Source organism: Kitasatospora sp. NPDC040550, from assembly GCF_055594965.1.
In genome coordinates this window covers 83,605-91,804 of the sequence record NZ_JBVIWC010000030.1, presented here as the reverse complement: position 1 = coordinate 91,804, position 8,200 = coordinate 83,605, and the positions used below count along the sequence as shown (strand labels likewise).

Here is an 8,200-nt window from a genome sequence, read left to right as displayed (position 1 = left end):
ACGAGCCCCCGTTGTGTAGCGGCCTAGCACGCTGCCCTCTCACGGCAGTAGCGCCGGTTCGAATCCGGTCGGGGGTACTGATCCCGCAAGGGATCGCCTGGAAAGCCCCCGTTGTGTAGCGGCCTAGCACGCTGCCCTCTCACGGCAGTAGCGCCGGTTCGAATCCGGTCGGGGGTACTGATCCCGCAAGGGATCGCCAGGATGCCCCCGTTGTGTAGCGGCCTAGCACGCTGCCCTCTCACGGCAGTAGCGCCGGTTCGAATCCGGTCGGGGGTACTTCAAAGCACGAAGCCGGTGGCTGTGTTCTTCTCGAGGACATGCCCATCGGCCCTTGCTTTGCGTTGGGGTATGGTGTAATTGGCAGCACGAGTGATTCTGGTTCATTTAGTCTAGGTTCGAGTCCTGGTACCCCAGCCAGAAATATGGAAGACCCCGCCCGCGCGGGGTTTTTTGCTTTTCCGCCGCGCAGGCATTCGAAGGGCCCCGCTCGATCCGAGCGGGGCCCTTTCGCATTCGGTGGGGGAGTGGGGGAGTGGGGGAGCGGGGTACGGGGGAGTCGGCGGGGTGGGTGGGGGAATCCGCCGGATCAGCTGCGCCGCAGCGCCTCGGTGAGCCGGTTCGCGGCCTCGATGATGGCCTGGGCGTGCAGCCGGCCCGGGTGGCGGGTCAGGCGCTCGATCGGGCCGGAGACGGAGACGGCGGCCACCACCCGGTTGGAGGGGCCGCGGACGGGGGCGGAGACGGACGCGACGCCCGGCTCCCGCTCGCCGATCGACTGGGCCCAGCCGCGCCGCCGGACGCCGCTGAGCGCGGTGGCGGTGAAGCGGGCGCCCTGGAGGCCGCGGTGGAGCCGCTCGGGCTCCTCCCAGGCCAGCAGGACCTGGGCGGCCGAGCCGGCCTTCATCGGCAGGGTGCTGCCGACCGGGACGGTGTCCCGCAGGCCGGAGAGCCGCTCGGCGGCGGCTACGCAGATCCGCATCTCGCCCTGCCGGCGGTAGAGCTGTGCGCTCTCGCCGGTGACGTCGCGCAGGTGGGTCAGGACCGGGCCCGCGGTGGCGAGCAGCCGGTCCTCGCCCGCCGCGGCGGAGAGTTCGGAGAGACGGGGGCCGAGGATGAACCGCCCCTGCATGTCCCTGGTGACCAGACGGTGGTGTTCGAGTGCGACGGCGAGTCTGTGGGCCGTGGGGCGCGCCAGACCGGTGGCGGCGACCAGCCCCGCCAACGTGGCGGGGCCCGACTCCAGTGCGCTGAGCACCAGAGCGGCCTTGTCGAGAACGCCGACGCCGCTAGTGTTGTCCATGCCCTAAGACTGCAGTCTCATTCCGCGAGACGCAAGTTCAATCTTCCGGGAAAAGCGCCACTCTGGATGCAGCAGCCCGGGAGACATCCAGGATGGGGCCTCGTCAGAGTGTCCGCATCGTGGACAGCGATCCGGCGTGCAGGTCTCGCGAACGCGCTCCGCACGGGCGGGCACGCAATGACCTCGACGACACGAGAAGGCCGGCAACGCGGCCGGCTGGAGGGAATCCGATGGGACGGACACTCGCAGAGAAGGTCTGGGACGACCACGTCGTGCGGCGCGCGGAGGGCGAGCCCGACCTCCTGTTCATCGACCTCCACCTGCTCCACGAGGTGACCAGCCCGCAGGCCTTCGACGGGCTGCGGCTGGCCGGCCGTACGGTCCGCCGCACCGATCTGACGATCGCCACCGAGGACCACAACACCCCGACCCTGGACATCGACAAGCCGATCGCCGACCCGGTCTCCCGGGTGCAGCTGGAGACGCTGCGCCGCAACGCGGCCGAGTTCGGCGTACGGATCCACTCGCTCGGCGACGTCGAGCAGGGCGTGGTGCACGTGGTCGGCCCCCAGCTCGGCCTGACCCAGCCCGGCACCACCGTGGTCTGCGGCGACTCCCACACCTCCACCCACGGCGCCTTCGGCGCGCTGGCGTTCGGCATCGGCACCAGCCAGGTCGAGCACGTGCTGGCCACCCAGACCCTGCCGCTGGCGCCGTTCCGCACCATGGCGGTCACCGTCGAGGGTGAACTGCCCGAGGGCGTCACGGCCAAGGACCTGATCCTGGCCGTGATCGCGAAGATCGGCACCGGCGGCGGCCAGGGCTACGTCCTGGAGTACCGCGGTTCGGCGATCCGGAGCCTGTCCATGGAGGCCCGGATGACCGTCTGCAACATGTCGATCGAGGCGGGTGCCCGGGCCGGCATGATCGCCCCGGACGACACCACCTTCGAGTACCTCGAGGGCCGCCCGCACGCCCCGAAGGGCGAGGACTGGGACGCCGCCGTCGCGTACTGGCGGACCCTGGCCACCGACGAGGACGCCGTCTTCGACCACGAGGTGTTCATCGACGCGAGCGAGCTCACCCCCTTCGTCACCTGGGGCACCAACCCCGGCCAGGGCGCCCCGCTCGGCTCGGACGTCCCGAACCCCGCGGACTTCGCCGACCCGCAGGAGCGCGCGGCCGCCGAGAACGCCCTCACCTACATGGGCCTGGAGGCGGGCACCCCGCTGCGCGAGGTCGCCGTCGACGCGGTCTTCGTCGGCTCCTGCACCAACGGCCGGATCGAGGACCTGCGCGCCGCCGCCGCCGTGCTGGAGGGCCGCAAGGTCGCCGACCGGGTGCGGATGCTGGTCGTCCCCGGCTCCGTCCGGGTCGCGCTCCAGGCCGTCGAGGAGGGCCTGGACAAGGTGTTCACCGCCGCCGGGGCCGAATGGCGGCATGCCGGCTGCTCGATGTGCCTGGGTATGAACCCCGACCAGCTCGCGCCGGGGGAGCGCTGCGCCTCCACCTCGAACCGCAACTTCGAGGGCCGCCAGGGCAAGGGCGGCCGCACCCACCTGGTCTCCCCGCAGGTCGCCGCCGCGACCGCCGTCCTGGGCCGGCTGGCCGCCCCGTCCGACCTGTCCGCCAACGTCGCCGTGGAGGCCTGAGCCATGGAGAAGTTCACCACCCACACCGGCCGGGCCGTCCCGCTGCGCCGCAGCAACGTGGACACGGACCAGATCATCCCGGCCCATTGGCTCAAGAAGGTCACCCGATCCGGTTTCGAGGACGGCCTGTTCGAGGCCTGGCGCAAGGACGAGTCGTTCGTCCTCAACCGGCCCGAGCGCGAGGGTGCCACCGTCCTGGTGGCCGGCCCCGAGTTCGGCACCGGCTCCTCCCGGGAGCACGCGGTCTGGGCGCTGCAGAACTACGGCTTCCACGCGGTCATCTCCTCGCGCTTCGCCGACATCTTCCGGGGCAACTCGTTGAAGAACGGTCTGCTGACCGTCGTGCTGCCGCAGGAGACCGTGGAACGGCTCTGGTCGCTCACCGAGAGTGACCCTTCGGCCGAGATCACCGTTGATCTGGAAGCACGGGAAGTCCGGGCCGAAGGCATCACCGCGCCCTTCGAACTGGACGACAACGTCCGGTGGCGGCTGCTCAACGGCCTGGACGACATCAGCATCACCCTGCGGAACGAGGGCGACATCGCCGCCTACGAGGCGACCCGTCCGGCGTTCAAGCCCCGTACTCTGCCGGTCTCCTGAGTTCCCCTCAGAACAAGCATTCTGACGATCCACCGGATGGCCCGCGCTCCCCCTCGGGGGGGCCGGGCCATCCGCCGTTCCGGAGCACGAGTTAGCACCGGGGCCTCCCCGGATTGCCCATTCGGCTTTGCGGAAGAGGGCCCCGCGCAAGTACAACTGCGGGTAGATGGCACAATCAGTACATGCACCGGCACCATGAACCTCCGTACGCGGGCGGCGAACCCGCGTCCGAGGAGTCCACGGGCCGGGGATCCGAACGCCGAATTGACGATCGGCCGGACGTCACCTCCGCAACACCAGCTGAGGCGCCGGACGACCAGGAAGTCGCAGCGCTCTACGCGCTTGTGGCCGAGCGGTTGAAGCAAGCTCACGCCCGCGTGCATGCGCTGAACGTGTCTGTCGATGCAAAGACCGCTCTCACCCGTCAACTGCTCATCGTCACGGAGACCGCCAAGCGCGATCTTCCGGAGGCGGCAAGGCGGTTGAGTCGCTTTGTACATGACCTCGACGAGGGGCACCCGCCCCTCGACTGAGGTCGCGGACGCGCAAATCCATTGCGACACTAGGGTGATTCGCGCGTTTGGTAATTGAAAGTCCGCAGATACATACCTAACGTGCGAAAAGAACGGATGGAATCATCCGGCGCCCGTTTCCGAAGGGGAAGACGTGAACAAGGCTCAGCTTGTCGAAGCGGTGGCCGAGCAGCTGGGCGGTCGCAAGGCTGCCGCAGAGGCTGTCGACGCAGTGCTCGACACCATGGTCCGTGCCGTTGTGGCCGGTGACCGGGTTTCGGTCACCGGTTTCGGCACCTTCGAGAAGGTGGAGCGCTCCGCGCGCTTCGCCCGCAACCCGCAGACCGGCGAGCGGGTCAAGGTCAAGAAGACCTCGGTCCCCCGCTTCCGTCCGGGTCAGGGCTTCAAGGACCTGGTCAGCGGCAGCAAGAAGCTGCCGAAGGAAGGCCCCTCGGTGAAGAAGGCCCCCAAGGGCTCGCTCACCCCGGGCAAGACCGGTGTCGCCGCGACCCCGGCCGCCAAGCGTGCCGCCACCAAGCGCGCCGCCACCGCTGCCGCCGCCGCCCCGGCCGCCAAGAAGGCCGCCGCCAAGAAGGCGACCACCACGGCCGCCGCCAAGAAGACCACGGCCACCGCCGCGAAGAAGGCGACCGCCACCAAGAAGGCCACCACGGCCGCCAAGAAGACCACGGCCACCGCCACCAAGGCGGCTGCGACCAAGGCCGCGGCGACCAAGAAGACGGCCGCCGCCAAGAAGGCGACCACCACCGCCGCCGCCAAGAAGACCACGGCCACCGCCAAGAAGGCGACCGCCACGGCCAAGAAGACGGCGCCGGCGAAGAAGACCGCCACCCGCAAGACCACCGCGCGCAAGGCCTCGGCCAAGTAAGTCCCGCGCGACTGTCCTCGGACGGCCTTCGGCACAGAGCCGCGGCACCCCCTTCCGTGAATTGCGGAGACCGGGTGGCCGCGGCTCTTTCGATTTCCGGGCGCTTAGTCAGGATTCGCCGGCAGCCGCCGTCCGGGCACGGAAATCCGCAGGAGCGGCGGGACCGGCGCGGGCGCCGGGAGGGGGCTGCGCCGTCAGCGGCCGTTGACGTCGGTCAGCGGCCGTCGGCCGGGTCCGGGAAGGTCTGCAGGGTCACGAAGACCACCCGGCGGGCCTCGCCCGCGCCCTCGGTGCGGATCCGCACCCGCTGGCCGGGCCGCAGCAGCAGCAGGCCGCCGGCGTCGAAGGCGGCCGCGTCGAACGGCACCGGGGTCCCGTCGTCGAGCAGCACCGAGCCGGCGCGGGTGGCGGGGTCGAAGGTGAACGCGGTGGCCTGCATGCCTGCAGCATAGCGAGCGGGTCCGACGGGCCCGCTGGTCAGGAGCGGTCCAGGCGGGCGAACAGCGCACTGGTGTACGGGCCGAGGCCGAGCGTCGCGGCCTCGCCGAGGTCGGCGCCGGTGTCGACGTCCCGGCGCACCGACTCCACGTCCGCCAGGCGCAGTTCGAGCGCCCCGCCGGCCGCGTGCCGGGCCCGCGAGCCGTCCCCGAACGCGGGGGCGAGCGGACGGCCGGGGCCGCTGGCGAGCAGGGTGGTGCCCAGACCGGGGGAGTCCGGCAGGAAGGCCCGGCCGTCCGACGGCACCGCGCCCAGCACCCGGGCGAGTTCGGCCGGGCGCAGGGCCGGCAGGTCCGCCGAGAGGGCGGCCAGCGGTGTCCGCGGGGCGAGCGCCCGGGCGGCCGAGGCGCCGTGTGCCAGCGCCCGGTTGAGGCCGCCGCCGGGCTCGTCGGCGACCACCAGGGCGCCCAGCTCGGCCAGCCGGGCGCCGGCGGTGGCGTCCGGGGTGACCACCAGGACGCGCGAGACGCCCGGGGTGGCCAGCGCGGCGGTGACCGTGTCGAGGGCGAAGGACAGGGCCAGCTCGGCCCGGTGCGGGCCCGCGTACGGGGCCAGTCGGCTCTTCGCGAGGGCGAGCGGCTTGAGCGGTAGCACCAGCGACCAGTCGGCGGCGGGTGCGGCGGGCGCGACGGGCCCGCTGGGGCGTACGGTGTCCTGGGTCATCGGCGTCATTGTGACGCCGGTCCCGGAGCCCTCGCCAGGCCGTCCGAGCTGTGCGGACGTGCGTTTGATCACGCCTGCCCGGCGGGTTGGCGCGGCCGCTCGACAGTCGGTGAGCAGGCGGGCGACACTGTTCCGCGCCCGTGCGCCGGGCCCCGGTCGCAGCGGTGCGCGGCACCGGGAGGCTATGACCGCGGCACCCCACGTGCCGCATCGGATGAGAAGGAGCTGGGGTGGCCCGCCGCTCGTACGCCAAGTTCGGCAACGCCGACTACGGCATCTGGTACCGCTTCGCGGCCGTGCTGGTGAAGCCGGTGACGACCGCGCTGGTGAAGCCCGACTGGCGGGGCTGGGAGCACGTTCCCGAGAAGGGCGGCTTCATCGCCGCGGTGAACCACAACTCGATCATCGACCCGGTGATCTACGCGCACTGGCAGTACAACAGCGGGCGTCCGCCGCGGATCCTCGGCAAGTCCTCGCTGTTCTCGATCCCCTTCATCGGGTTCATGCTGCGCAAGACCGGCCAGATCCCGGTGTTCCGCGAGTCCACCGACGCGGCGCAGGCCTTCCGGGCCGCGATCGACGCCGTCAACAGCGGCCAGTGCGTGCAGTTCTACCCGGAGGGAACGCTCACCCGGGATCCGGACCTGTGGCCGATGACCGGGAAGAACGGGGTCGCCCGGGTCGCGCTGATGACCGGCGCGCCGGTCATCCCGGTCGCGCACTGGGGCGCCCACGAGATCATCCCGCCGTACGGCCGGGCCGGTTACGGCAAGGGCAGGTTCAACCTGTTCCCGCGGCACCGGGTGACCGTGGCCGCCGGGCCCGCGGTGGACCTGAGCAAGTACCAGGGCATGGAGCTCACCGCCCAGGTGCTCAACGACGCCACCGAGGACATCATGGCGGCGATCACCGAGGTGCTGGCCGGGATCCGCGGCCAGGAGCCGCCGGCCGAGCGCTACGACATGCGCAGGGCCGCCCGCGAACGGGCCGCCGCCGCGCTGGCCGAACGCCGCCGCGCCAAGGGCAGCAGGACCGGCAACGACGATGAGGGGACGGGCCGGTGACCCGCTGCGCCGTGATGGGGACGGGCTCCTGGGGCACCGCGTTCGCGATGGTGCTGGCCGACGCCGGCTGCGAGGTCGTGCTGTGGGCCCGCCGCCAGGAGCTGGTGGACGCCGTCAACACCACCCACGAGAACCCGGACTACCTGCCGGGCGTCCGGCTGCCCGACACCGTCCGGGCCACCACCGACGCCGCCGAGGCGCTGGCCGGCGCGGACTTCGCGGTGCTGGTGGTGCCCTCCCAGACGCTGCGCGACAACCTGGCCGCCTGGGCGCCGCTGATCGAGCCGCAGACCGTGCTGGTCAGCCTGATGAAGGGCATCGAACTCGGCACCGCCAAGCGGATGAGCGAGGTGATCGACGAGGTCACCAAGGTCGGCCCGGGGCGGGTCGCGGTGGTCAGCGGGCCCAACCTGGCCAAGGAGATCGCCAACCGGCAGCCCGCCGCCAGCGTGGTCGCCTGCACCGACGAGGCGGTCGCCAAGCGGCTCCAGGCGGCCTGCCACACGCCGTACTTCCGGCCGTACACCAACACCGACGTGATCGGCTGCGAGCTCGGCGGCGCCGTCAAGAACGTGATCGGCCTGGCCGTCGGCATGGCGGCCGGCATGGGGCTCGGCGACAACACCAAGGCCACCCTGATCACCCGCGGACTGGCCGAGACCACCCGGCTCGGCGAGGTGCTGGGCGCCGACCCGCACACCTTCGCGGGGCTGGCCGGGATGGGTGACCTGGTCGCCACCTGTTCCTCGCCGCTGTCGCGCAACAACACCTTCGGGATGAACCTGGGCCGGGGCATGTCGCTGGCCGAGACCATCGCGGCCACCCGGCAGACCGCGGAGGGCGTCAAGTCCTGCGAGTCGGTGCTGGACCTGGCCCGGCGCAGCGGGGTCGACATGCCGATCGTCGAGGCCGTGGTGGACGTGGTGCACAACGGGCGGCCCACCCAGGAGGCGCTGCAGGTGCTGATGTCCCGCTCGGCCAAGGCGGAGCGGCGCTGAGGCCGGGCCCGTCGGGCCCGGCAC

The 8,200-nt window shown here is 71.6% G+C and carries 9 protein-coding genes and 4 tRNA genes; 10 read left to right on the top strand and 3 right to left on the bottom strand.

All coding sequences use genetic code 11. The annotated features are described in order from the left end of the window. Positions 1-4: 4 nt before the first annotated feature. From ACZ58X_RS33810 to ACZ58X_RS33795, 4 genes are all read left to right on the top strand, one after another. Positions 5-77 (top strand) — tRNA-Glu (locus ACZ58X_RS33810). Between the two features lie 27 nt (positions 78-104). Beyond that, a tRNA-Glu gene (locus ACZ58X_RS33805) sits at positions 105-177 on the top strand. A 26-nt stretch (positions 178-203) separates the two neighbouring features. After that, positions 204-276: transfer RNA gene (locus ACZ58X_RS33800), tRNA-Glu, on the top strand. Between the two features lie 66 nt (positions 277-342). Further along, positions 343-417: transfer RNA gene (locus ACZ58X_RS33795), tRNA-Gln, on the top strand. 169 nt (positions 418-586) lie between these two features. Here the strand turns inward: ACZ58X_RS33795 and ACZ58X_RS33790 are convergent. Continuing rightward, positions 587-1,300 carry an IclR family transcriptional regulator gene (locus ACZ58X_RS33790; RefSeq protein WP_030246527.1) on the bottom strand — a complete coding sequence of 238 codons (714 nt, stop codon included), beginning with the start codon at positions 1,298-1,300 and terminating at the stop codon, positions 587-589. 230 nt (positions 1,301-1,530) lie between these two features. Here ACZ58X_RS33790 and leuC point away from each other — a divergent pair, with 230 nt between their 5' ends. The 4 genes from leuC to ACZ58X_RS33770 all read left to right on the top strand — a co-directional run bounded on the left by leuC (position 1,531) and on the right by ACZ58X_RS33770 (position 4,953). Then, complete coding sequence (gene leuC, locus ACZ58X_RS33785) at positions 1,531-2,952, top strand: 3-isopropylmalate dehydratase large subunit (protein WP_470337387.1); 1,422 nt, start codon at positions 1,531-1,533, stop codon at positions 2,950-2,952. 3 nt (positions 2,953-2,955) lie between these two features. Next, positions 2,956-3,552 carry a 3-isopropylmalate dehydratase small subunit gene (leuD, locus tag ACZ58X_RS33780; protein ID WP_470337386.1) on the top strand — a complete coding sequence of 199 codons (597 nt, stop codon included), beginning with the start codon at positions 2,956-2,958 and terminating at the stop codon, positions 3,550-3,552. Positions 3,553-3,734: 182 nt separating this feature from the next. Next, positions 3,735-4,085 (top strand): SCO5555 family protein, encoded by a 351-nt coding sequence (locus tag ACZ58X_RS33775; protein ID WP_380591584.1) that lies wholly within the window; start codon positions 3,735-3,737, stop codon positions 4,083-4,085. 133 nt (positions 4,086-4,218) lie between these two features. Then, positions 4,219-4,953: an HU family DNA-binding protein gene (locus ACZ58X_RS33770; RefSeq protein WP_465653850.1), complete on the top strand. Its 735-nt coding sequence runs from the start codon at positions 4,219-4,221 to the stop codon at positions 4,951-4,953. A gap of 214 nt (positions 4,954-5,167) precedes the next feature. Here the strand turns inward: ACZ58X_RS33770 and ACZ58X_RS33765 are convergent, their stop codons facing one another. Both ACZ58X_RS33765 and cofC read right to left on the bottom strand, forming a co-directional pair. Then, entirely contained in the window at positions 5,168-5,392 is a 225-nt protein-coding gene (locus tag ACZ58X_RS33765; protein WP_188305669.1) for a hypothetical protein, read from the bottom strand. A 38-nt stretch (positions 5,393-5,430) separates the two neighbouring features. Continuing rightward, positions 5,431-6,114 (bottom strand): 2-phospho-L-lactate guanylyltransferase, encoded by a 684-nt coding sequence (cofC, locus tag ACZ58X_RS33760; RefSeq protein ID WP_360233064.1) that lies wholly within the window; start codon positions 6,112-6,114, stop codon positions 5,431-5,433. Between the two features lie 230 nt (positions 6,115-6,344). Between cofC and ACZ58X_RS33755 the strand changes: the two genes are divergently transcribed. Together ACZ58X_RS33755 and ACZ58X_RS33750 are read left to right on the top strand one after the other, a co-directional pair. Then, complete coding sequence (locus tag ACZ58X_RS33755) at positions 6,345-7,178, top strand: lysophospholipid acyltransferase family protein (protein ID WP_470337385.1); 834 nt, start codon at positions 6,345-6,347, stop codon at positions 7,176-7,178. Positions 7,179-7,192: 14 nt separating this feature from the next. Next, positions 7,193-8,176 (top strand): NAD(P)H-dependent glycerol-3-phosphate dehydrogenase, encoded by a 984-nt coding sequence (locus tag ACZ58X_RS33750; RefSeq protein WP_470337395.1) that lies wholly within the window; start codon positions 7,193-7,195, stop codon positions 8,174-8,176. Positions 8,177-8,200: the final 24 nt, after the last annotated feature.

What these genes read in the sequence shown, in the direction of transcription:
- ACZ58X_RS33765 (WP_188305669.1), bottom strand. Translation starts at nt 5,392, where the DNA reads ATGCAGGCCACCGCGTTCACCTTCGACCCCGCCACCCGCGCCGGCTCG.
- ACZ58X_RS33775 (WP_380591584.1), top strand. Translation starts at nt 3,735, where the DNA reads ATGCACCGGCACCATGAACCTCCGTACGCGGGCGGCGAACCCGCGTCC.
- ACZ58X_RS33750 (WP_470337395.1), top strand. Translation starts at nt 7,193, where the DNA reads ATGGGGACGGGCTCCTGGGGCACCGCGTTCGCGATGGTGCTGGCCGAC.
- cofC (WP_360233064.1), bottom strand. Translation starts at nt 6,114, where the DNA reads ATGACCCAGGACACCGTACGCCCCAGCGGGCCCGTCGCGCCCGCCGCA.
- ACZ58X_RS33790 (WP_030246527.1), bottom strand. Translation starts at nt 1,300, where the DNA reads ATGGACAACACTAGCGGCGTCGGCGTTCTCGACAAGGCCGCTCTGGTG.
- leuD (WP_470337386.1), top strand. Translation starts at nt 2,956, where the DNA reads ATGGAGAAGTTCACCACCCACACCGGCCGGGCCGTCCCGCTGCGCCGC.
- leuC (WP_470337387.1), top strand. Translation starts at nt 1,531, where the DNA reads ATGGGACGGACACTCGCAGAGAAGGTCTGGGACGACCACGTCGTGCGG.